21 protein-coding genes and 1 riboswitch are annotated in these 20,747 nt (G+C 71.3%); of the genes, 15 read left to right on the top strand and 6 right to left on the bottom strand.

Annotated features, from left to right (window positions below; genetic code table 11):
• The 6 genes from hemL (at position 1) to ccsB (ending at position 5,902) form a co-directional block, all read left to right on the top strand.
• Positions 1 to 1,323: a glutamate-1-semialdehyde 2,1-aminomutase gene (hemL, locus tag KUA19_RS17885; RefSeq protein WP_217397138.1), complete on the top strand. Its 1,323-nt coding sequence runs from the start codon at positions 1 to 3 to the stop codon at positions 1,321 to 1,323.
• A 13-nt stretch (positions 1,324 to 1,336) separates the two neighbouring features.
• Positions 1,337 to 1,966, top strand: a complete 630-nt coding sequence (locus KUA19_RS17880; protein ID WP_217397137.1) for a histidine phosphatase family protein — start codon at positions 1,337 to 1,339, stop codon at positions 1,964 to 1,966.
• A 101-nt stretch (positions 1,967 to 2,067) separates the two neighbouring features.
• Positions 2,068 to 2,598: a TlpA family protein disulfide reductase gene (locus tag KUA19_RS17875; protein WP_308167490.1), complete on the top strand. Its 531-nt coding sequence runs from the start codon at positions 2,068 to 2,070 to the stop codon at positions 2,596 to 2,598.
• Complete coding sequence (locus KUA19_RS17870; RefSeq protein ID WP_217397136.1) at positions 2,598 to 3,377, top strand: cytochrome c biogenesis CcdA family protein; 780 nt, start codon at positions 2,598 to 2,600, stop codon at positions 3,375 to 3,377. The genes KUA19_RS17875 and KUA19_RS17870 overlap by 1 nt, the downstream gene beginning before the upstream one ends.
• Before the next feature lie 119 nt (positions 3,378 to 3,496).
• A complete protein-coding gene (gene resB, locus KUA19_RS17865; protein ID WP_217397360.1) occupies positions 3,497 to 4,924 on the top strand; it encodes a cytochrome c biogenesis protein ResB in 1,428 nt (475 codons plus the stop codon).
• Positions 4,925 to 5,902: a c-type cytochrome biogenesis protein CcsB gene (gene ccsB / locus KUA19_RS17860; protein ID WP_217397135.1), complete on the top strand. Its 978-nt coding sequence runs from the start codon at positions 4,925 to 4,927 to the stop codon at positions 5,900 to 5,902.
• A 21-nt stretch (positions 5,903 to 5,923) separates the two neighbouring features.
• Here the strand turns inward: ccsB and KUA19_RS17855 are convergent, their stop codons facing one another.
• Positions 5,924 to 6,781 (bottom strand): hypothetical protein, encoded by an 858-nt coding sequence (locus KUA19_RS17855; RefSeq protein WP_308167489.1) that lies wholly within the window; start codon positions 6,779 to 6,781, stop codon positions 5,924 to 5,926.
• Positions 6,782 to 6,835: 54 nt separating this feature from the next.
• Here KUA19_RS17855 and KUA19_RS17850 point away from each other — a divergent pair, with 54 nt between their 5' ends.
• Together KUA19_RS17850 and mqnP are read left to right on the top strand one after the other, a co-directional pair.
• Complete coding sequence (locus KUA19_RS17850) at positions 6,836 to 8,299, top strand: menaquinone biosynthesis decarboxylase (RefSeq protein WP_217397134.1); 1,464 nt, start codon at positions 6,836 to 6,838, stop codon at positions 8,297 to 8,299.
• Positions 8,296 to 9,198 (top strand): menaquinone biosynthesis prenyltransferase MqnP, encoded by a 903-nt coding sequence (mqnP, locus tag KUA19_RS17845; RefSeq protein ID WP_217397133.1) that lies wholly within the window; start codon positions 8,296 to 8,298, stop codon positions 9,196 to 9,198. The genes KUA19_RS17850 and mqnP overlap by 4 nt, the downstream gene beginning before the upstream one ends.
• Before the next feature lie 146 nt (positions 9,199 to 9,344).
• Here mqnP and KUA19_RS17840 read toward each other — a convergent pair whose 3' ends face one another.
• The gene (locus KUA19_RS17840; RefSeq protein ID WP_217397132.1) at positions 9,345 to 9,992 is read right to left on the bottom strand and encodes a UbiX family flavin prenyltransferase; all 648 of its coding nucleotides are present in this window, start codon (positions 9,990 to 9,992) and stop codon (positions 9,345 to 9,347) included.
• A gap of 57 nt (positions 9,993 to 10,049) precedes the next feature.
• Here KUA19_RS17840 and KUA19_RS17835 point away from each other — a divergent pair, with 57 nt between their 5' ends.
• Entirely contained in the window at positions 10,050 to 10,511 is a 462-nt protein-coding gene (locus KUA19_RS17835; RefSeq protein WP_217397131.1) for an SRPBCC family protein, read from the top strand.
• On the opposite strand, the gene KUA19_RS17830 is transcribed toward KUA19_RS17835, so the two are convergent.
• Together KUA19_RS17830 and KUA19_RS43970 are read right to left on the bottom strand one after the other, a co-directional pair.
• On the bottom strand, positions 10,508 to 11,854 hold the full coding sequence (locus KUA19_RS17830; protein WP_217397130.1) for a hypothetical protein: 1,347 nt from the start codon (positions 11,852 to 11,854) through the stop codon (positions 10,508 to 10,510). The two genes, KUA19_RS17835 and KUA19_RS17830, sit on opposite strands and share 4 nt — an antisense overlap.
• 152 nt (positions 11,855 to 12,006) lie before the next feature.
• Positions 12,007 to 12,285, bottom strand: coding sequence for a BldC family transcriptional regulator (locus KUA19_RS43970; protein WP_308167488.1), 279 nt, complete (start codon positions 12,283 to 12,285; stop codon positions 12,007 to 12,009).
• A gap of 221 nt (positions 12,286 to 12,506) precedes the next feature.
• On the opposite strand from KUA19_RS43970, the gene KUA19_RS17820 reads away from it, so the two are divergent.
• Positions 12,507 to 12,953 (top strand): Lrp/AsnC family transcriptional regulator, encoded by a 447-nt coding sequence (locus KUA19_RS17820; RefSeq protein ID WP_217397129.1) that lies wholly within the window; start codon positions 12,507 to 12,509, stop codon positions 12,951 to 12,953.
• A 45-nt stretch (positions 12,954 to 12,998) separates the two neighbouring features.
• Entirely contained in the window at positions 12,999 to 14,090 is a 1,092-nt protein-coding gene (gene cds1, locus KUA19_RS17815) for an L-cysteine desulfhydrase Cds1 (protein ID WP_217397128.1), read from the top strand.
• A gap of 82 nt (positions 14,091 to 14,172) precedes the next feature.
• On the opposite strand, the gene KUA19_RS17810 is transcribed toward cds1, so the two are convergent.
• Complete coding sequence (locus KUA19_RS17810) at positions 14,173 to 15,762, bottom strand: DEAD/DEAH box helicase (protein WP_308167512.1); 1,590 nt, start codon at positions 15,760 to 15,762, stop codon at positions 14,173 to 14,175.
• 246 nt (positions 15,763 to 16,008) lie between these two features.
• Positions 16,009 to 17,364 carry a C40 family peptidase gene (locus KUA19_RS17805; protein WP_217397127.1) on the bottom strand — a complete coding sequence of 452 codons (1,356 nt, stop codon included), beginning with the start codon at positions 17,362 to 17,364 and terminating at the stop codon, positions 16,009 to 16,011.
• Between the two features lie 217 nt (positions 17,365 to 17,581).
• Between KUA19_RS17805 and mqnE the strand changes: the two genes are divergently transcribed.
• The 4 genes from mqnE (at position 17,582) to KUA19_RS17785 (ending at position 20,657) form a co-directional block, all read left to right on the top strand.
• Positions 17,582 to 18,751: an aminofutalosine synthase MqnE gene (mqnE, locus tag KUA19_RS17800; RefSeq protein WP_217397126.1), complete on the top strand. Its 1,170-nt coding sequence runs from the start codon at positions 17,582 to 17,584 to the stop codon at positions 18,749 to 18,751.
• Positions 18,752 to 18,813: 62 nt separating this feature from the next.
• Entirely contained in the window at positions 18,814 to 19,170 is a 357-nt protein-coding gene (locus tag KUA19_RS17795; RefSeq protein ID WP_217397125.1) for a hypothetical protein, read from the top strand.
• Positions 19,171 to 19,190: 20 nt separating this feature from the next.
• The gene (locus KUA19_RS17790; protein WP_217397124.1) at positions 19,191 to 19,475 is read left to right on the top strand and encodes a DUF4229 domain-containing protein; all 285 of its coding nucleotides are present in this window, start codon (positions 19,191 to 19,193) and stop codon (positions 19,473 to 19,475) included.
• 30 nt (positions 19,476 to 19,505) lie between these two features.
• Positions 19,506 to 19,629: riboswitch (cobalamin riboswitch) on the top strand.
• Positions 19,630 to 19,718: 89 nt separating this feature from the next.
• Positions 19,719 to 20,657: an ABC transporter substrate-binding protein gene (locus tag KUA19_RS17785; protein ID WP_372451806.1), complete on the top strand. Its 939-nt coding sequence runs from the start codon at positions 19,719 to 19,721 to the stop codon at positions 20,655 to 20,657.
• Positions 20,658 to 20,747: the final 90 nt, after the last annotated feature.

The raw sequence follows: 20,747 nt of genomic DNA, 5'->3' as shown, positions 1-20,747 counted from the left end.
GTGATCGACACGAATGAGCCGGTGGACCACTACCCGGCAGACGCACCCGCCTCCCAGGAACTCTTCGACCGGGCGGCCGCCATCGTGCCGGGCGGGGTGAACTCGCCCGTGCGGGCGTTCCGCGCCGTCGGTGGCGTGCCCCGGTTCATGGTCCGTGGTGAGGGTCCCTGGCTGTTCGACGCCGACGGCCGCCGCTACGTCGACCTGGTCTGCTCGTGGGGTCCGCTGCTGCTTGGCCACGCCCACCCCGAGGTGGTCGCCGCCATCCAGGCCGCCGCGACCCGGGGCACCAGCTTCGGCACGCCCACCCCGGGCGAGGTCGAGCTGGCCGAGGAGCTGGTCGGGCGGACCGCCGCCGAGCAGATCCGCCTGGTCAACTCGGGCACCGAGGCGACCATGTCGGCGATCCGGCTGGCGCGCGGGTTCACCGGCCGCACCAAGATCGTAAAATTCGCGGGGTGCTACCACGGACACGTCGACGCGCTGCTGGCCGCGGCGGGGTCGGGCGTGGCCACGCTGGCGCTGCCGGACACGCCGGGGGTGACCGGCGCCGGGGCGAGCGAGACCATCGTGCTGCCGTACAACGACCTGGCCGCGGTAGAGCAGGCGTTCACCGCGTACGGCGCCGAGATCGCGGCGATCATCACCGAGGCGGCCGCGGGCAACATGGGCGTGGTCGCGCCGCTGCCCGGGTTCAACGCCGGGCTGGCCGAGATCGCACACCGGCACGGCGCGCTGCTCATCGTCGACGAGGTGATGACCGGCTTCCGGGTGTCCCGTTCCGGGTGGCACGGGCTGGAGCCCGTCGACGCCGACCTGTGGACGTTCGGCAAGGTCATGGGCGGCGGCCTGCCCGCCGCCGCGTTTGGCGGCCGGACCGAGGTCATGTCCCGGCTGGCCCCGGCCGGTCCGGTGTACCAGGCGGGCACTCTGTCGGGTAACCCGCTGGCCTGCGCGGCGGGCCTGGCCACGCTGCGGCTGGCCGACGACGCGCTCTACGCCCGACTCGACGCCACCGCGGCGACCATCGGCGAGCTGGCGAGCAAGGCGCTGGCCGAGGCGGGCGTGCCGCACCGGCTCGCCACCGCGGGCAGCATGTTCTCGATCTTCTTCACCGACGCCGAGGTGCGCGACTACGACGGGGCCAAGACGCAGGACGTGGGCGCGTTCCGGGCCTTCTTCCACAGCATGCTGGCGCGGGGCGTGTACCTGCCGCCGAGCGCGTACGAGTCGTGGTTCGTCTCCGGCGCCATCGGCGAGGAAGCGCTGGACCACATCGCCCGCGCGCTGCCGCACGCCGCCCGCGCCGCGGCCGCGGCCTGAACCGGGTTGCGCCATGCGAACCACGGTCCACCTGCTGCGCCACGGTGAGGTGCACAACCCCACCAAGATCCTGTACGGCCGCCTGCCCGGCTTCCAGCTGTCCGACCTCGGCCGCCAGATGGCCAAGGCCGCCGCGTCGGCGCTGGCCGAGCACGATGTGACCTACCTCGTCTCCAGCCCGCTGGAGCGGGCGATCGAGACCGCGCAGCCGATGGCCGAGCAGTTCAACCTGCCGATCACGACCGATCCCGACCTGATCGAGAGCGCCAACTATTTCGAGGGCATGCGGGTCGGGGCCGGGGACGGCGCGCTGCGTGATCCACGTAACTGGCGGGTGCTGCGCAACCCGTTCCGGCCCAGCTGGGGCGAGGCATACCGGGACATCGCGGTACGGATGACCCGTGCGCTGTACGCCGCCCGTGACGCCGCCCGCGGCCACGAGGCCGTCTGCGTGTCGCACCAGCTTCCGATCTGGACCCTGCGCACCGCGCTGGAGGGCCGCCGCCTCTGGCACGACCCGCGCCGCCGCCAGTGCGGCCTGGCCAGTCTGACCTCGTTCGTCTTCGACGACGACCGCTTGGCGCAGATCACATACGCCGAGCCGGCAGCCCACCTGGGAACCGGAGCCGGGCGCGGGGCATGATGGGGCGCGTGATTGCTCCAGAACATGGCTCGTCCCGGCACGCCGCCCCTCGAGCGGCGGGCCAAGCGACTCCCCACGTTCTGCCCCGCTCCCGCCGTGCCGTGCTCGCCCTCGCCGGTGCCGCCGCGCTCGCGCTGACCGGCTGCGGCGGAAACGACGACGACCCCGCCACCGCCCTGGTGCTGCGGATCGCGCCGGGCGACCGCAAGCCCGCGCCCACGGTCACCGGTGACCTGCTCACCGGCGGCAGCTACGACCTGGCCGCGCAGCGCGGCAAGGTGGTCGTGCTGAACTTCTGGGCGAGCTGGTGCCCGCCGTGCCGCCGCGAGGCCGCTGACCTGGACCAGGTGTACCAGGCCGTCAAATCGTCCGGGGTCGAGTTCGTGGGGGTCAACAACCGCGACGACCGGGACAAGGCCAAGGCGTTCGAGTCCGCCAAGACCAGTTTTCCCAGCATCTTCGACCCGGCGGGGCGGGTGGCGCTGCGGTTCACCGAGATCCCGCCGACCTCCACCCCGTCCACGCTGATCATCGACCGGCAGGGCCGGGTCGCGGCGGTGCTGCGCAAGGCGACCACGGTCGCCGAGCTCACCCCGATCGTGCGGGAGATCGCCGCCGAGCAGGCCTCCTGATGAACACCGACTTCGCCTCGGTCATCCTCGGCGGGCCGCTGGTCGCGGCCGTGGCCGTCGCGGCCCTGGCCGGGCTGGCCAGCTTCCTTTCGCCGTGCGTGCTGCCGCTGGTGCCCGGCTACCTGTCGTACGTCACCGGCCTGGTCGGCGCCGACCTCGACGCGACCCTGGGCGAGGACCGCAGCGGCCAGGGCACCAAGCGCCGGGGCCGGGTCGTCGCCGGGACGCTGCTGTTCACCGCGGGCTTCGCCGCCGTCTTCCTGACCACCACCCTGGTGCTGGCGCAGGTGGGCCGGCTGCTGCTGACGTACGACCGGCTGCTGCAGACCGTCGTCGGCGGACTGATCGTGCTCATGGGCCTGGCCTTCCTCGGCGTGGTCCCGGGCCTGGACGCGCAGTGGCGCATCCAGCGGCTGCCGCAGGCCGGGCTGTGGGGCGCGCCGGTGTTCGGTGCGGTGTTCGCGCTGAGCTGGGCGCCGTGCGTGTCGCCGACGCTCGGTGCGGTCGGGATGCTGGCCAGTGTCAGCGGGGGGACCGCTCGCGCGGTCGTCCTCGGCCTGGCGTACTGCCTGGGCATCGGCATCCCGTTCCTGGCCCTGGGCCTGGGCATGCGCCGCCTCGGCGGCGTGGTCGGGTTCATCCGGCGCAACTCGCGTTGGGTCACCCGCATCGGCGGGGCGATGCTGATCGCCGTCGGCGTGGCCCTGATGAGCGGTGCGTGGGGCGACTTCGTGATCTGGCTGCAGAGCAACTTCGGCGTGGGCGAGGTGAGCATTTGAGCACCGAGGTCGAGGAGTCGATCGAGACGGTGCGGGTGGGGCCGCCGTCCGGGCGTACCCCCCGGTTCGTGGTGGCCGCGCTCGTCGCGGCCCGCAACGCCTGGCGGCAGCTGACCAGCATGCGCACCGCGCTGGTGCTGCTGTTCCTGCTCGCCGTCGCGGCCATCCCCGGCTCGATCCTGCCGCAGCACTCGGTCAACGCCGAGGCCGTGACCAAGTTCGGCGCCGACCACCCGGACCTGGCGCCGGTGCTGGCACGGCTGTGGGGCTTCGACGTCTACTCCTCGCCCTGGTTCGCCGCGATCTACCTGCTGCTGTTCACCTCCCTGATCGGCTGCATCACGCCCCGGCTGGCCGAGCACGCCCGCGCGCTACGTACCCCGCCGCCGGACGCCCCGCGGCGGCTGGAGCGGCTGCCGCAGTCGGCCGAGCTGGCCGTCGCCGACGAGGCCGCGGCCCGCGCCGTGCTCAAGGGCTGGCGCACGGTACGTCGCGAGCGGCCCGACGGCACGGTCACCCTGGCCGCCGAGAAGGGCTACCTCAAGGAAGCCGGGAACCTGCTGTTCCACAGCTCGCTGCTGGTCATCCTGATCGGGGTCGGCATCGGCGCGCAGTGGGGCTGGCACGCCAACCGGCTCGTGGTGGTCGGCCCCGACCAGGCGTTCTGCAACACCCTCCAGCAGTACGACGAGTACGGGCTCGGCCCGCAGGTCGGCCCCGCCGACCTGGCCGACTTCTGCCTGGAGCTGACCGACTTCCAGGCGGAGTATCGCGAGAACGGCAGCCCGATCTCGTTCACCGCCGCCGCGGCCGTCACCGACTCGCAGGGTCGTCACCTGGGCGACCACACGTTCTCGGTCAACCACCCGCTGCGGCTGTCCGGGGCGAACGTGTACCTGCTGGGCAACGGCTACGCCCCGGTGCTCCGCTACACCGACGCCAAGGGCGTCACCCAGGAGACCGTCGCGCCGTTCCCGTTCACCGACGCCACCCGCACCAGCCAGGGTGTGGCGATGTTCCCCGACGCCAACGGCGGGGACAAGAGCGCCCAGATCGGGTTCGACGGCACCTACCTGCCGACCCGCGACAAGGCGCCGTACCTGGTGTCGGACTTCCCGCTGGAGCGCAACCCGGTCCTGGTGCTCACCGCGTACCGGGGTGACCTGGGGCTGGACGCGGGCATCACCGGCTCGGTCTACGAGCTGGACAAGCGGCAGATCGAGACGGGGCGCCTCAAGCGCTACGGCGAGGCGAAGCTGCTGCGCAAGGGCGAGACCTGGACGCTGCCGGACGGCAGCAAGTTGGAGTTCGTCGGCACCCGTCAGTGGATCACCGTGTCGATCCGGCACGACCCGGGCGAGCAGATCGTGCTCGTCGGCGTGATCCTGCTGCTGGTCGGGCTGCCGCTGTCGCTGTACGGCCGGCGCCGCCGGGTGTGGCTGAAGCTGCACCCCGACGGCACGGCGCAGGCCGGGGGCCTGCCACGCACCGAATACCCCGGATTCGAAGACGAGTTCACCTCGCTGGTCGAAAGGTGGCGACGCTAAGTGGCTGCGCTCTCCGACAACCTCCTCATCGTCACGATCATGTCGTACGTCGTGGCGATGCTGCTGCACGCCGCCGAGTACTCCTTCGGCGGCCGCGGCGTGATCGCCAAGGCCGCCGTCGCCCCAGCCCGCGAGCTGGTCGGCGCGGGCGGCCCGCCGGTCGTCGTGGAGTCCCCATACGCGGCCCCGCCCGCCCCGGCCGCCCCGCGCCGCCGGATCAACGCCGAGCTGATCGGCCGCGCCGCCGCCATCATCACCGCCGTCGGCGCGCTGGCCCACCTCGGCACCATCGTCACCCGCGCGCTCGCCGCGGGCCGGGTGCCGTGGGGCAACATGTATGAGTACGTGCTCGCGGTCACCCTGCTCGGCGTGACGGTCTGGCTGGTCACGCTGTGGCGCAATCCGCAGGTGCGGCACCTGGGCCTGTTCGTGATGCTGGTCGAGGTGCTGCTGGTCGGCGTCGCCGGGATGGTGCTGTACACGCCGGTCGGACCGCTGGTGCCGGCGCTGGACTCGTACTGGTTCGTCGTCCACATCGGCTCGGTCGCCACCTCCTCGTCGCTGTTCCTGGTCGGCGGCGCGGCCTCGGCGATGTACCTGGTCCGCTCCGGCTACGACGCGGGCAAGCGCGGCTTCCTCTACGCCTTCGGGGCCCGGCTGGCCAACGCCGAGGCGGTCGAGCGGCTGTCGTTCCGGCTGCACGCGTTCGCGTTCCCGATCTGGACCTTCGGCGTCACCGCCGGCGCGATCTGGGCCGAGGCGGCCTGGGGTCGGTACTGGGGCTGGGACCCGAAGGAGGTCTGGGCCTTCATCTCGTGGGTGGTGTACGCCGCTTACCTGCACGCGCGCGCCACGCCCAGCGTGAAGCGCTCGGTGACCGCGTGGATCGCCGTGCTCGGGTTCGTGACGATGCTGATGAACCTGTTCGGGGTCAACATCTTCTTCACCGGGCTGCACTCGTACGGCGGCCTCGACTGACTCCCGCCCTTCCTTACGTCGTCAGCAGGTGGTGGCGGACCAGGAGTCGTAGGGGCGGAGCCAGCGGAGGCAGTAGCCGTCGGCGGACAGGCCGGGGGCCGTGGCAACGTCGGCCTGCCAGGGGCGTAGCGGACCGGCGGGGCCGTCCTTGAGCTGGACGCTGTCGACGGACAGCTCCGGCAGGGCGAGGGCGGCGGGTCGGGCGGGGTCGGCGTGCAGCTCGACGTACTGCTCGATGCGGGCGCGGCCGGTCAGTGGCAGGGCCTGCTCGGCCAGCAGGTGCCACGAGTCGCCCCACCACAGCCAGGCCTGCCAGAGCGGCCGGTCGGCGTCGCCCTCGGTCTGGAGATAGAGCCACAGACGCTCGCCGGGCAGCACCGCGTACTGGTCGTAGAAGGACCAGGCGCTGGTGTTGGTGTCGTAGGTGTAGACGCGCTGCCGACCGTCCCCGGCCCAGCCGGTCTCGGTCCATCCGGCCTCCAGCCAGCTCACGCCGTCGGGGCCGCCGTCGCCGGACTTGGCCATGAACCGGGCGGCGACGAAGTCCGTGGTGCCGGGGCGGACGCCGGTGTCGCGCACCTCGATCCGGCCGAGCACGCCCGACCAGCGTCCGGCCGACGTCGCGCCGAGGTGGTGGTAACCGGGGCTGGGCACGGGCAGGGCGGGTGCGGCGGAGGTGCTGGGCGTGCCCAGGACGGGCTGGAGTTGGGTAGCTCGGGCCCGGCAGGCGTTGGCGCGGCTCGGTGGCGCGGTGGGCGCGTGCGTGGACGCGGCCTCGTCGCGCGGGCACCAGGGCAGGTCCGGTTCGGCTGGGGCGCAGCCGGTCAGGCCGCCGAGCGCGAGCAGCAGCGCCAGCAGGCCCGAGATGGGGGGCTTCACATCTGCGTCAACTGCGCGCGGAACCCCCGGTGACGCCACTCTAGGATGGCGGACATGGCCGCACCGCGCTTTCCCTTCGACGACCTGCAGGGTTTCCTGGACGCGCTGGAGCGCGCCGGGGAGCTGCACCGGGTCAAGACCCCGGTCGATCCCACCCTGGAGATCAGCGAGATCGTCACCCGTACGGTGCGCGCGAAGGGTCCGGCGCTGCTGTTCGAGCGGCCCACGCGCGGCTCCATGCCGCTGGCGATCAACATCTTCGGGTCGGACCGGCGGATGGCGATGGCGCTCGGGGTGACGGACTTCGACGAGATCGGGGCGCGGATCGGCGCGCTGGTCAAGCCGGAGCTGCCGGTCGGTTTCAGCGGCATGATGGACGGGCTGGGCAAGGTGATGCAGCTCAAGTCGCTGCCGCCGAAGAAGGTGAAGAGCGCGCCGTGCCAGGAGGTCGTGCTCAAGGGCGCCGACGTGGACCTGAACCTGTTGCCGGGGCTGGTGATGTGGCCGGGTGACGGCGGGATCTACCACAACTACGGGTTGACCCATACCAAGCACCCGGAAACCGGCAAGCGCAATCTGGGGCTCTACCGGCTGCAGCAGCACTCGCACAACACCGTGGGCATGCACTGGCAGATCCACAAGGACTCCACCGCGCACCATGCGGTGGCCGAGCGGCGCGGCGAGCGCCTGCCGGTGGCGATCGCGTTCGGCAGCGACCCGGTGGTGTCGTACTCGGCGAGCGCGCCGCTGCCCGGTGACATCGACGAATACCTGTTCGCTGGGTTCCTGCGGGGTGAGCGGGTCGAGTTGGTCGACTGCCTGACCGTGCCGCTGCAGGTGCCCGCGAACGCCAACGTGATCCTGGAGGGCTGGGTCGAGCCGGGCGAGCGCCTGCCCGAGGGCCCGTTCGGCGACCACACCGGCTTCTACACCCCGGTCGAGCCCTTCCCGGTGCTGCACGTCGAGTGCATGACCATGCGGCGTGACCCGATCTACCACTCGATCATCACGAGCAAGCCGCCGCAGGAGGACGGGCCGATCGGCCGCGCCACCGAGCGGATCTTCCTGCCGCTGATCAAGATCCTGGTGCCGGACATCGTCGATTACCACATGCCCGAGGCGGGCGTGTTCCACAACTGCCTCATCGTGGCGATCAACAAGCGGTACCCGAAGCACGCGCAGAAGGTGATGAGCGCCGTCTGGGGCGCCCACCTGCTCAGCCTCACCAAGCTGATCGTGGTGGTCGACGACGACTGCGACCCGCGCGACCTGCAGGAGGTGGCGTTCCGCGCCTTCGGCAACGTCGACTACGCGCACGACCTGGTGCTTACCCAGGGCCCGGTCGACCACCTCGACCACGCGTCGTACCAGCAGTTCTGGGGCGGCAAGGCCGGGGTCGACGCGACCCGCAAACTGCCCACCGAGGGCTACACGCGCGGCTGGCCGGAGGAGATGCGGATGTCCCCCGAGGTCGTCTCCAAGGTCGACAAGCGCTGGAAGGAGTACGGGTTCAAGTGAGCGCCACCGCCGCCCTGGCCGACAAACCGAGCGGGGGCCACGTCAAGGCCTTCCTCAAGCTGGTCGCGATCGAGCACTCCGTGTTCGCGCTGCCCTTCGCGTACCTGTCCGCGTTCGTCGCGATGGACCGGACGCTCGGGCACGTCGACTGGCTCACGCTGCTGCTGATCACGGTCGCTATGGTCGGGGCGCGCACCTTCGCCATGGCCGCGAACCGGATCATCGACCGGCACATCGACGCCCGCAACCCGCGCACCGCCAAGCGGGAACTGGTCACCGGCGCGGTGAGCGTGAAGACCGCGTGGGCTGGTGCGATCGTGGCGCTGGTCGTGTTCATGGGCGCCGCGCTGGCGCTGAACCCGCTGTGCGCGCTGCTCGCCCCGCTCGCGGTGGTGCCGCTGGTGCTGTACCCGTACGGCAAGCGCTTCACCGACTGGCCGCACGCGATCCTCGCGCTCGCGCAGGCGGTCGGCCCGATCGGCGCCTGGCTCGCCGTCACCGGCACCTTCACCGGGTCCGGCCCGGCCTGGCTGCTGGGCCTGGCGGTCGGTCTGTGGATCGGCGGCTTCGACCTGATCTACGCGTGCCAGGACGCGGAGGTGGACCGGGAGATCGGGGTCCGCAGCGTGCCCGCCCGCTACGGCGTGGCCAACGCGTTGCGCATCTCCACCGCCGTGCACGTGCTGACGTTCGTGCTGTTCGTGCTGTTCGGCGTGTGGGTCGGGCTGGGCTGGCCGTGGTGGATCGGGCTGGCGCTGACGGCGGGCGCCTTCGCGTATCAGCACATCATCGTGACGCCGACCGACCTGTCCAAGGTCAACCGGGCCTTCTTCACCGCCAACGGCTTCGTCGGCATCGCCCTGTTCGCCTTCGCGATGCTCGCCCTGATCGTGGCTTGAGCGCCGTGGTCAGGTAGCAGTTTCGGGGAAACTGCGCGAATCTTGGCCCCGATTCCTGCACTTTCCCCGAAACTGCACCATCGCGCCGAACGCCCGCCGAACGCCCGCCGAACGCCCGCCGAACGCCCGCCGAACGCGCGGCGCGGTCAGGTTGGGCGGGTGCCGAGGTGGCCGGTCCAGCGGGTGAGGAGGTCGTGCTCGATGCCCGCGGCATCGAGGGCCTTGCCCGCGACGAAGTCGATGAGCCGCTGCGCGTCCGCCTTGGCGCCGATGCCGTAGAAGCCGGGGCTGGCGGGCAGCACCACCGCGCCCGAGTCGATCAGCTCGACCAGGTGCAGCAGGTGGCTGCGGGTCACGGGGGTCTCGCGCGGCACCACCACGACCGGCCGCCGCTCCTTGAGGTTGACCTCGGCGGCCCGCTGGAGCAGGTCTTTGGACAGGCCCAGCGCGATGCCCGCGCAGGCGGCCGTCGAGGCCGGTACGACGATCATGCCTTTGGCCCGGTACGACCCGCTGCTCGGCCCCGCCGCGAGATCCCCGGCGGGCCAGTAGCGCAGATCCGCGGCGTCGAGCGGATGCTCCAGCCACTGCTGGAGGTCCTCGCGCCAGTGCGCGTCGCGCAGCGAGTGCCCGGTCTCGTCGAGGATGGTCAGCCGCGCCGCCCGGGACACCACCAGGTCGACGGCGTGTCCGCCGGTCAGCAGCGCCCGCAGCACCGCCGCGGCGTACGGGGTGCCGGACGCCCCGGACACCCCCACGATCCAGGGCGTACGTGGTTGTGCGGCGGCGGACATGGCACCGACACTAGCCGCCCCGTTGACCAGGCGTCGCTCGGCTGCCTAGCCTCGACCATGGCCGATCGATCAGCGACGTTGCGGGTGCCGATGCGGATCGTGGTCGACCGCCCGGTCGAGCAGGTCTTCGCTTTCCTGTCGGACCTGCGCAACGACGCGAAGTGGTGGGGTGGCGTCCGTTCGGCCGCGCGCCTGTCCGGCGACGGTGGCGTGGGCACCGTGTACGAGCTGGACACGGTGCTGCTGGGCGTGCGCGACCGGATCCAGCTTGAGGTGACCGCGCACGAGCCGCCGGTGCGGCAGAGCATCCGGGTGCGGCAGGGGCGGCTGCCCTACACCGCGCACTACGAATGGACCAGCCTGTCCCCCGACCGCACCGAGTTCCGCCTGGTCGCGGAGGTGGCGGCGGTGCGGCCGTGGTCGTGGCTGGGACCGCTGCTCAGCCCGGTGCTGTCCCTGCTGGGCTGGCGCTACCTGCGGCGGGTTCCGCGCATCCTGGCCGGGGAGGCGGCGGGCTAGACCGCGTACTCGCCGATGGGGTCGGTGTGGCGGTGGGCGTACATGCGTTCGTGGAAGCGGACGAAGCGGTCCACGATCGTGCCCGCGCGGCGGTCGCCGAGCCGTTCGTCCAGCTCGGCGAGGCCGCTGGCGAGGCGAGCGCTGTGCTGGGTGTACAGCCCGGCGTAGTAGCTGAGGCTGTCCGCCAGCGCCCGTAGCGCGCCCTCGGCGTCGCCAGCCCGGCGCATGTGCCACAGCGCGAGGTTGCTCTCGGCGTTGTCGATGTCCTTCTGCAGCCGGGTGAACAGCGGGTCGGGTTCGGGGCTGGTGGAGGTGGTCGCGGTGGCCAGCACGTTGAGGGCGTCCTCGGCCGTGGTCGCCCCGACGTGCGCGCACCCGGCGGCCAGCCGCTGCACCAGGGAGTTCTGTTGCAGCGCGGGCAGGCGCAGCAGTCGCGAGCCGATGTCGTTCTGCAACCGGACCAGGACGGCGGCGTCGGCGTACAGGTCGGCGAGGGTGCCGTCGGCCAGCGCCCGCAGGTAGCCGGGCACGGGGACCAGCACCTCGCAGAGCACCCCGATCACGTAGGCGAGGGTCGGGGTGACCAGGATGCTGTGCTCGCCGAGCACGGCCAGTTCCAGGCGGGACAGGTGGGTGGCGCGCAGGGTCCGGTCGGCGGCCCGGTAGCGGTCGGCCAGTCCCTGCCGGACCAGGGCGGCGGTGTCGGTCCCGGCGAGCGCGTCGATGAGGTCGCGGCAGCTCTCGATGTTGGCGATGAGCGCGGACCAGACGCCGTACTCGAGTTCGTCGAGCATGGGTGCGGTGCGGCCGACGCCTGCGAGGTGGCGCGCGTACTCCTCGGCCATACCGGCGTGCTTGGCGCGGGCCAGGCTCAGGTCGAAGCCGGAGGCGTGCCGCGCGGCTTCGCGCGCGGGCCCGGAGAGCAGAAGCATGGCGGGGGTACGGTGTGCCGGTGTGATCGACTGGAGCATGGCCCGGTTGACCGAGCTGACCAGGTCGAGCCGTTCCCGCTGGACGGGGTCGAGCCGGGGCGAGCCGAGGCCGATGGCCAGGTTGTCGGAGACCACCTCGAAGACCTGGTAGGCGTTCATCAGCCCGGCGAAGTGCAGCAGCACCGGCCAGTCGCCCTCCTCGACCAGGCCGGTGAGCAGCCCGGTGGTCATGGTGACGAGCTGGATGACGCCGGAGCTCTGCAGGTATTCGTGGCGGCGGGGGTTGTCCGTGGAGTACGCCCAGGCGGTGAAGTCGCGGTACGGCCCGGCGGGCATGTGCCGCGTGACGGCGTCTTCCAAGGCCGTGCAGGTGGCGGCGAGTAGCTGGGCGGCGCGCCGGTTGGTTGGCATGCGGCGACTCGTATCCTCAGGTCCGGCACGGGCCACGCCGTACGGTGGCCCGTGGTAGGCGCCGGGTCAGCGCCGCGTGATGAGGTTACGACTCTGAGGGATGTCCTGTCCTCCCCTGTCCGGAAAGTACTGTCCGGGTTGGACGGGACGGGTCAGTATGTCGGCCGGCCCGCGGTCGGCCGAGCGGTCCCGTTGCTGCCCGGCGCGGCCTGCCCGGATGGTGCGGGCGACGGCGGGACTTCTTCGTCTTCGAACTCGCCTTCGCCCTCGAGCAGGGCCCGCACCTCCGACTCGCGGAACCGGCGGTGCCCGCCGGGTGTGCGGATGCTGCCGATGCGTCCGGCCGCTGCCCATCTGGTCACCGTCTTTGGGTCGACCCGGAACAGCGCGGCCACCTCGCCAGGTGTCAACAGGCGGTCTCCCGTGTCCACGCCCACCTCCTCGCGTCGACGGAGCCGATACGGGTCACCCCGGGCCGTCTCCGCTGGGCCGTACGCCCAATTAGAGCACCATCGTCAGATGGTGTCCCCAAAATGGTCGTATGCACCTTTTGGGGGGTTCGCTTACTACGTTGCGAACCTCATTCGTATATTGCCCGAAGATCGGCACCTCCGTGCCCACTCTGGAAGAAACTGCCTCTAAGGTGCTCTGTGTGGACGCCATCGACCGCAACCTGCTCGACCTGCTACGCGGCAACGCCCGCCTCTCGTACGCCGAACTGGCGCGACAGGTGGGCCTGTCCGCACCCGCGGTGCATGACCGCGTCGGCAAGCTGGAGGCGTCCGGGGTGATCCGCGGGTACCACGCCGACGTCGAGCCCAGCTCGATCGAGCTCGGCGTCACCGCGCTGGTCGGCATCGTGGCCGACTCGGGCGCCGACAGCGAGGACCTGCGCGAGGCGCTGCGCGAGTTCCCCGAGTTGGAGTCCTGCTACTTCATGGCCGGCGAGGAGTCGTACCTGGTGAAGGCCCGGGTCGGCACGATCACCGAGCTGGAGCACCTGATCGTGAAGCTCCAGCGCACCCGGGGCGTGGCCCGCACCCGCACCACCATCGCCCTCTCCACCACGTGGGAAGGCCGTCCCCGCCCCCTCACCTGACCCGGCTGCTGGCTGGGGACACGCCCGCGCTGCTACGGTCCGAGCATGGAGCAGCTTGACCGGTGTTGTGACGACGACCGCGCCTGGGTGACCGAGGCGATCACGAGAGTGGTCGCCGACGCCAACCGCAGCGCCGACACGCACCTGCTCCCGTTTCCGCTGCCCGTGTCCTGGGGCATCGACCTGTACCTGAAGGACGAGTCGGTGCACCCCACCGGCTCGCTCAAGCACCGCCTGGCCCGCTCGCTGTTCCTGTACGCCCTGAGCAACGGCTGGATCCGCTCCGGCACCACCATCGTCGAGGCGTCCTCGGGCTCGACGGCGATCTCGGAGGCGTACTTCGCGCGGATGCTGGGCCTGCCGTTCGTGGCGGTGATGCCCGCCACGACCAGCAAGGAGAAGTGCGAGCTGATCGAGTTCCAGGGCGGCGAGTGCCACCTGGTGGCCGACCCGTCCCAGGTGGTCGTGGAGGCGCGCTGGCTGGCCGAGGACCGCGGCGGACACTTCATGGACCAGTTCACGTACGCGGAGCGGGCCACCGACTGGCGTGGCAACAACAACATCGCCGAGTCGATCTTCCAGCAGATGTCGCTGGAGCGGCACCCGGTGCCCAACTGGATCGTGGTCGGCGCGGGCACCGGCGGCACCTCGGCCACCATCGGCCGGTACGTGCGCTACCAGCGCCACTGCACCAAGGTCTGCGTGGTGGACCCGGAGAACTCCGCGTTCTACCCGGCGTACGAGACAGCCGACTGGTCGGTGGTGACCGGCAAGGGCTCGCGGATCGAGGGCATCGGCCGTCCCCGGGTGGAGCCGTCGTTCCAGCCCGCGGTCGTGGACCGGATGGTCCGGGTGCCCGACGCGGGTTCGCTGGCCGCGATGCGGGTCGCCTCCGAGCTGCTGGGCCGCCGGGTGGGCGGCTCGACCGGCACGAACCTCTGGGGCGCGTTCGGCCTCATCGCGAAGATGCTGGCGCAGGGCGAGACCGGCTCGGTGGTGACGCTGCTGTGCGATGGTGGCGAGCGCTACGCCAACACGTACTACGACGACCACTGGCTGGCCGAGCAGGGCCTGCAGCTCGCGTCGCCGCTGGGCATCGTGCGCCACTTCCTGACCACCGGCGACTGGCAGGGCTGACCAACCCGCGACCGAAGGGGCCCGCAGACGCGACAGCGGCGCGGGTCGGTCGACCCGCGCCGCTGTCGGCGTAGCTGTGTGATCAGGCGGTGGGCTGTGCGGAAGCCGGGCGCCGCTCGGTGAACTGACGCGGGCCACGGTCGCTGCGCTCGCCCCGGAAGCCGCCTCGGTCGCCGCCGAAGCTGCGCTCGCCACCGCTGAAGTTGCGGTCGCCGCCGCGGAAACCGCCCCGGTCGCCGCCGAAGCTGCGCTCGCCACCGCGGTAGCCACGGTCGCCGCCACTGGAGTTGCGATCGCCGCCGCGGAAGCCGCCTCGGTCGCCGCCGAAGCTGCGCTCGCCCCCACGGTCACCGCCGCGGAAGCCGCCCCGGTCGCCGCCGCGGAAGTCGCGGCCGCCGTCGCGGCGCGGCCCACCACGGCCGAAGCGCGGCTCGGGCTCGTCGACGACCGGCTTGCCGGAGGGCTCCTGCGCCCCGGTCAGCTCGACCAGCTTCTCGTCGTTGTACCGCAGCCGGTGCTCGGCGGGCTTGTCGACGCCCGCCTTCTCCATCATGGCCAGGGTCGACCGGCGCTGCTTGGGCAGCACCAGCGTGGCCACCGCGCCGGACTCGCCCGCGCGGGCGGTGCGACCGGCCCGGTGCAGGTAGTCCTTGGGGTCCTTGGGCGGGTCCACGTGCACGACCAGCGAGACGCCGTCGACGTGGATGCCGCGCGCGGCGACGTCCGTGGCGACCAGGACGCTCATCCGGCCTTCCTTGAACTCGGCCAGGGTCCGGGTGCGCACCCGCTGGGTCTTGCCGCCGTGCAGACCGCCCGCGCGTACGCCGACCTCGCGCAGCTGCTCGACCAGCCGGTCGACGCCCATCTGGGTACGCGCGAACATGATGGTCCGGCCACGACGGTTGGCCAGCGCGGCCGTGACCTTGAACTTCTCCTGCGGCGCGATCAGCAGCATCAGGTGGTCCATGGTGGACACCGAGGCGGTCGTCGGCGCGGTGGAGTGCGTGATCGGGTCGTTCATGAACCGCTTGACCAGCGTGTCCACGTCACCGTCCAGAGTGGCCGAGAACAGCAGGCGCTGGCCCTCGGCCGGGCACTTGCTCATCAGCTCGGTGACCTCGGGCAGGAAGCCCATGTCGGCCATCTGGTCGGCCTCGTCCAGCACGGTGATCTCGATGTCGTCCAGGGCGCAGGCGCCCCGCTCGATCAGGTCGCCGAGTCGGCCGGGGGTGGCCACCAGCAGGTCGAGGCCGCGCTGCAGGCCGATGATCTGCCGGTCGTACGGCACGCCGCCGACGGCGGTGCCCAGGTACAGCTCCATCGCCTTGGCCAGCGGGCGCAGCGCGTCGGCGACCTGCATCGCCAGTTCGCGCGTGGGCACCATGATCAGGGCCTTGGGGTGGTGCGGACGGGCGGGCTTGCCCTGCGCGAGGCGGGCCAGCAGCGGAAGTCCGAACGCGAGGGTCTTGCCCGAGCCAGTCTGGCCGCGGCCCAGCACGTCACGCCCGGCGAGGGCGTCGGGCAGGGTGGCGGCCTGGATCTCGAACGGGCGGGTGATGCCGGCGCGATCGAGTTCGCGCACCAGTGCGCGCGGCAGGCCGAGCTCGGCGAAGCTGCGCGCGGCGGTCTCGGTGTCGGCCACGGGCTGCTCGACGGAGTCGGTGCCCTCGATCTTGATGTCGAACACGGACGGGAACAGGGCAGGGTCGTGCTGAGTCAAAGCGTGATACCTCTCGGGTGGCGCATCCCCGCGCCGCGCGGCCTAGTGCCGCTGCAAGTCACCCGCAGGAACGCTCAAGGGCGCGGTGAGCGCGCCCAGATCAACCCATTGAGTGTACGGGTTCCCCGAAGCGGACCGCCCATCATTACCCCACCGGTGTATCCAGAGTCACGCCGGATGCCCGGTTGTTCCGGTTCGTTACTGCGGTTCCGTGGCGGGCGGGATGCTCTCCGCGACCGGGCTCGGCGACGCGGGCGGTTCGGGCGACGGCGAGGCCGCGGGCGCCGGCGACGGGCTCGAGCTGGCGCTCGGACTGGCGCTGGGGCTGGGGCTTGTGCTGCTGGACGGGCTCGGCGAGGCCGAGGCCGAGGGGCTCGGGCTGGCGCTCGCCGACGGGCTCGGGCTGGCCGAGGCAGACGGCGTCGGGACGCTCGGGGCCGGCAGCGCGTCGACCACGCGGGTCGCGAAGTCGACACTGTAGAGGTTCACCGGTGCGATCTTCACCACATCGCCGGTGGTCCGCGCGTGCACCATGCGTCCGTTGCCCAGGTACATGCCGACGTGGTGGATGGTGCGCCAGTCGCTCGGGTCGGTGGCGAAGAACAGCAGGTCGCCGGGGAGCAGCGCGTACTTGCTGACGGTCTTCTGGCGGGTGCCGTAGTACTGGTCGCGGGCGACCCGGTTGAGCGTGATGCCCGCCGACCGGTACGACGCCCAGACCAGGCCGGAGCAGTCGTACGAGTTCGGGCCCTCGTTGCCCCAGACGTACGGCTTGCCGCGCTGGGCCAGCGCGTGCATGACCGCCTGGCGGGCCTTGGGCGCGGCGACCAGACCGGCGTTGCTCTGCCCGGCGTCGTAGTTCGCGCCGAGGTTCTGCTCCTCCAGCTCGCGGCGACGGTCCTCTTCGGACTGCAGCTCGGCGAGGCGGCGCTTGAGTTCGAGGAACGCGGCTTCCTTGCGCTCGCACTCCTTGACCAGGGCGGTCAGTTCGGTGGTGATCCGGTGCTCGGTGTCGGTCGCGGCGGCGAGCACCCCGAACGCCTGCCGCTCCTCCAGTTGCACGCGGGCCAGGTCGCGCAGCGCGGCCTCGGCGGCGGGCGGGGCGTCGGCGGTGCGGGGCAGCAGCTTGTTCAGCTCGCCCCACTGGTTCAGCGAGCGGTCGAGCTCCGCCTGGTGGGCCGAGTGCTGGTAGGCCGAGACCGCGGCCTTCTCGGCGGCCTGCTTGGCCTCGCGCAGCCGGTCGGCGGCGTTGCGCCAGGCGTAGTCGGCGATCGCCTTGGCCACCATGGCGTTGGTGTACTGCTGCTGCAGTTCGCTGCGGCGCGCGTGCAGCACCGACAGCTCCAGGTCCGCCGCGTAGTACTGCGCGTTGAGGGCGTCCTTGGGGGTGGTGGGCAGCGCCACGGGCATGCTGAGCCGCCCGGCGGGCAGCATCGGCGGGGTGTCGTAGGAGGGTCGGGCACCGATGTCGGGCACCGAGGTGATCTTCGCGCCGACCGGCGGTTCGGCCCCGGCGGGCAGTGCCACGCCGCCGGCGATGAGCGCGCTCAACATCGCCGAACCCAGCGCAGCCTGACCGTGACGTCCTGTCACACGACGACGGTTCGACATCGCAGGCCCCATCCTCCCCGTTGGTCCCTAGAAGTTCCTACCTGAAAAGGCCTTCACTGTCGACCCTGTCCGGTGTCGACCAGGCGTCGGTCCGGTGTCGTGATGGCGTCGCGACAGGGCACGGTAGGGGGCCGCGAACGGGCGTCGTACGCTGGCTGCCATGGACGTGGGTTTGAAGCGTGAGCTGGAGCAGAAGGTCTATGCCGGAGAGCGCCTGACGCGCGAGGACGGCGAGGCCCTGTACGCGAGTGATGATCTCGCCTGGCTGGGGCGGTTGGCCCACCACGTCCGGACGGAGAAGAACGGCGACCGGGTGATGTTCAACGTCAACCGGCACCTGAACCTGACGAACGTCTGCTCGGCCAGCTGCGCGTACTGCTCGTTCCAGCGCAAGCCGGGCGAGAAGGACGCGTACACCATGCGCGTCGAGCAGGCCGTGGCCAAGGCGCTGGAGATGAAGGACGAGCAGCTGACCGAGCTGCACATCGTCAACGGCCTGCACCCGACCCTGCCGTGGCGCTACTACCCGCGCGTGCTCAAGGAGCTGAAGCAGGCGCTGCCGAACGTCAAGCTCAAGGCGTTCACCGCGACCGAGGTGCAGTGGTTCGAGAAGATCTCCGGCCTGGACGCCGGCGAGATCCTCGACGAGCTGATGGAGGCGGGCCTGGAGTCGCTGACCGGCGGCGGCGCCGAGATCTTCGACTGGGAGGTCCGGCAGCACATCGTCGACCACGCCTGCCACTGGGAGGACTGGTCGCGCATCCACCGGCTGGCGCACAGCAAGGGCCTGCGCACCCCCTCGACGATGCTGTACGGCCACATCGAGGAGCCGCGTCACCGCGTCGACCACGTGCTGCGCCTGCGTGAGCTGCAGGACGAGACCGGCGGCTTCACCGTTTTCATCCCGCTGCGCTACCAGCACGACTTCCACGACAGCGCCGACGGCAAGGTCCGCAACCGGATCCAGGCCCGCACCACGATGGCGTCCCCGGCCGAGTCGCTGAAGACCTTCGCGGTGTCGCGCCTGATGCTGGACAACTTCGACCACGTCAAGTGCTTCTGGGTGATGCACGGCCTGTCGGTGGCCCAGCTGTCGCTGAACTTCGGCGTCGACGACCTGGACGGCTCGGTGGTGGAGTACAAGATCACCCACGACGCCGACTCGTACGGCACGCCGAACACCATGCACCGCGACGATCTGCTGCACCTGATCTGGGACGCGGGCTTCACCCCGGTCGAGCGGGACACCCGCTACCAGGTCGTGCGTGAGTACGGCCCGCCGCAGAGCCTGGCCGAGCGCCGTTCCGAACCGCAGCAGGTCTGGGCCTGAGCGGCGTGACCGAATCGGCGGCCCGGGGTCCCAAGCGGGACGAGTCGGGACGGATCGTCGCGTTGACGGACTTGCTCGCGTACACGGTGGTCGGCGTCGTGCTGTCGGTGGCGGCGATGGCCGTCTTCGACGGGGTCTTCGCCCTGCTGGGGCTGGGCCGCTTCGGTTCGCTCAACGGCTGGCTGGCCGCCGTGTTCCCCGCGATGATCTTCGTGGAGCAGTTCCGGGCCGCCCGGGAGTGGTCGGGTCGCCTGCCCACCGCGGTGCTCGCCGTCGTGGCGGGGATCGGCCTGGGCCTGCTGGCCGCGAGCTTCGCGGCCGGGCTGCCCGCGCTGATCTCCGGTGCCCTGGGTGCGCTGGTCGCGACTGTGGTCTACGCCGTGGTGTGGCACGTGGGGCTTGCGTTCGTGAATCGCTGACTAGCCGATACCCTGGTCCGGTGAGTCCTGCAGTCAAGTACACGCTGGCCAGGTTGGGCCTGTTCGTCGCCGTCTTCGCGGCGATGTGGTTCGTGCCCGGCATCAGCGTGCTGGTCAAGTTGATGATCGCCATCGTCGTCTCGGCGGCCGCGGGCTGGTTCCTGCTGCGCAACCTGCGCGACGAGGTGAGCGCGCAGGTCGAGAGCGCGGTGGACCGCCGCCGCGAGCAGAAGGAGCACCTGCGCGCGGCGCTCGCCGGGGACGACGTCGACGTCGACGCGGAGCCGGAGAAGTCACACTCGTGACTTCACGATTGCGGTGCGGACGGCGGCATGTACTAGCGTGTCGCTGACCGCTCCGCAGCGAAGCCGGTGCGAACCCGGCGCTGTCCCGCAACTGTGATCCCGTCCCAAGAGGGGACGGGCAAGCCAGGTCGCCTGCGAACGGTCGCGAACAACGCTCTCGAGGAAGGGCGTCTCGCAGACCGGGCGCCCCTTCCGATCCTGCCCTGTCGGCGAAGACCTACCTCGACCGACAGGAGGATCACCGTGTTCCAGCCCCGATTCAGCCGCCGCCTGCTCGGCGCGCTCGCCGCGACCGGCCTCGTGGCCGCGCTCGCCGCCTGCGCCACCGAGGACCCGGCCGCCACCCCCAGCCCGTCCAGCGCCGCCGCCGCGTACCCGGTGACGGTCGGTTCGGTCACGCTCCCGGCCCAGCCGGTGAAGATCGTCTCGTTGTCGCCGACCGCGACCGAGATGCTGTTCGCCATCGGCGCGGGTGGCCAGGTCACCGCTGTCGACGACCAGTCGACCTTCCCGGCTGACGCGCCGAAGACCGACCTGTCCGGCTTCCAGCCCAACGCCGAGGCGATCGCGGCCAAGAACCCCGACCTGGTCGTACTCAGCGGGGACGCCAACAACGTGGTCGCCCAGCTCACCACCCTGAAGATCCCGGTGTTCCTGGCCCCGGCCGCGGTGACCCTGGACGACTCGTACGCCCAGATCAACGACCTGGGCAAGCTGACCGGCCACGCCGACCAGGCCGCCGCGCTGGCCAAGCAGATGAAGGACGACATCGCCAAGCTGGTCAAGGACCTGCCCCAGCGCGGCAAGCCGCTGACCTACTACTACGAGCTCGACCCGACGCTGTACTCGGTGACCTCGAAGACCTTCATCGGCTCCCTGTTCACCCTCGCCGGCCTGACCAACATCGCCGACGCGTCGGACACCAAGAACACCGGCTACCCCCAGCTCACGGCCGAGTCCCTGATCAAGGCGAACCCCGACCTGATCTTCCTGGCCGACACCAAGTGCTGCGCCCAGAACGCCGACTCGGTCAAGGCCCGCGCCGGCTGGCAGTCCATCACCGCCGTCACCAAGAACCAGGTCGTCGCCCTCGACGACGACATCGCCTCCCGCTGGGGCCCCCGCGTAGTCGACCTGATCCGCGCCATCACCCAGGCGACCAGCACCATCCCGGCCGCCTGACCCTTCTCCGCGCGTCGATCATGAACTTATGGCACGGCTCGACGGCGTGTCCCCGCCATAAGTTCATGATCGACGACAGACTGATTTGAG

It is taken from the genome of Catellatospora tritici (assembly GCF_019083965.1).
In the GTDB taxonomy this organism is placed as follows: Bacteria; Actinomycetota; Actinomycetes; order Mycobacteriales; family Micromonosporaceae; genus Catellatospora; species Catellatospora tritici.
The sequence above is the reverse complement of the archived record's forward strand: the minus strand, read 5'-3'. Positions and strand labels throughout refer to the sequence as shown.

Excerpts from the sequence above, each read along its gene's own strand:
- KUA19_RS17840 (WP_217397132.1), bottom strand. The coding sequence starts at position 9,992 with ATGTCCGCCGCCGCACAACCACGTACGCCCTGGATCGTGGGGGTGTCC.
- KUA19_RS17850 (WP_217397134.1), top strand. The coding sequence starts at position 6,836 with ATGGCCGCACCGCGCTTTCCCTTCGACGACCTGCAGGGTTTCCTGGAC.
- KUA19_RS17835 (WP_217397131.1), top strand. The coding sequence starts at position 10,050 with ATGGCCGATCGATCAGCGACGTTGCGGGTGCCGATGCGGATCGTGGTC.
- KUA19_RS17870 (WP_217397136.1), top strand. The coding sequence starts at position 2,598 with ATGAACACCGACTTCGCCTCGGTCATCCTCGGCGGGCCGCTGGTCGCG.
- resB (WP_217397360.1), top strand. The coding sequence starts at position 3,497 with ATGCGCACCGCGCTGGTGCTGCTGTTCCTGCTCGCCGTCGCGGCCATC.
- mqnE (WP_217397126.1), top strand. The coding sequence starts at position 17,582 with ATGGACGTGGGTTTGAAGCGTGAGCTGGAGCAGAAGGTCTATGCCGGA.
- KUA19_RS17880 (WP_217397137.1), top strand. The coding sequence starts at position 1,337 with ATGCGAACCACGGTCCACCTGCTGCGCCACGGTGAGGTGCACAACCCC.
- cds1 (WP_217397128.1), top strand. The coding sequence starts at position 12,999 with ATGGAGCAGCTTGACCGGTGTTGTGACGACGACCGCGCCTGGGTGACC.
- KUA19_RS17805 (WP_217397127.1), bottom strand. The coding sequence starts at position 17,364 with ATGTTGAGCGCGCTCATCGCCGGCGGCGTGGCACTGCCCGCCGGGGCC.
- KUA19_RS17830 (WP_217397130.1), bottom strand. The coding sequence starts at position 11,854 with ATGCCAACCAACCGGCGCGCCGCCCAGCTACTCGCCGCCACCTGCACG.